Source organism: Parachitinimonas caeni (assembly GCF_030129945.1).
Taxonomy (GTDB): domain Bacteria; phylum Pseudomonadota; class Gammaproteobacteria; order Burkholderiales; family Chitinimonadaceae; genus Parachitinimonas; species Parachitinimonas caeni.
On record NZ_JARRAF010000289.1, the window covers coordinates 1 to 255 of the forward strand.

1 protein-coding gene is annotated in these 255 nt (G+C 65.5%); it reads right to left on the minus strand.

Annotated elements, in window-relative coordinates:
- A partial coding sequence (locus PZA18_RS24735; protein WP_284103535.1) for a DUF6531 domain-containing protein occupies nt 1-255 on the minus strand: 255 nt, incomplete at both ends.

Below are 255 nucleotides of genomic sequence, written 5' to 3' on the forward strand. Positions count from 1 at the left end.
ACAGGTCTTCGCTGGCTGAATACTGGGGGACTTCGGCCCGCAAGGGTTCAAAGGTGAGGGTACGGCCCTGGGTGTCGACCAGCCGGCAGGCGTCTGCCGCCGGTTCCAGTACCGGTGAGGCCGGCAGGCTCCAGCCCTGGCCCAGCAGACCAATGCGGCCGTTGTAGGAGCTGTAGGTACGTTGCCAGACCAGTGGCATCGGTCCGGGCAGGGCAAAGTCCAGCTCTTCGGCTCCCGCCAGAATCTTGCAGCCCA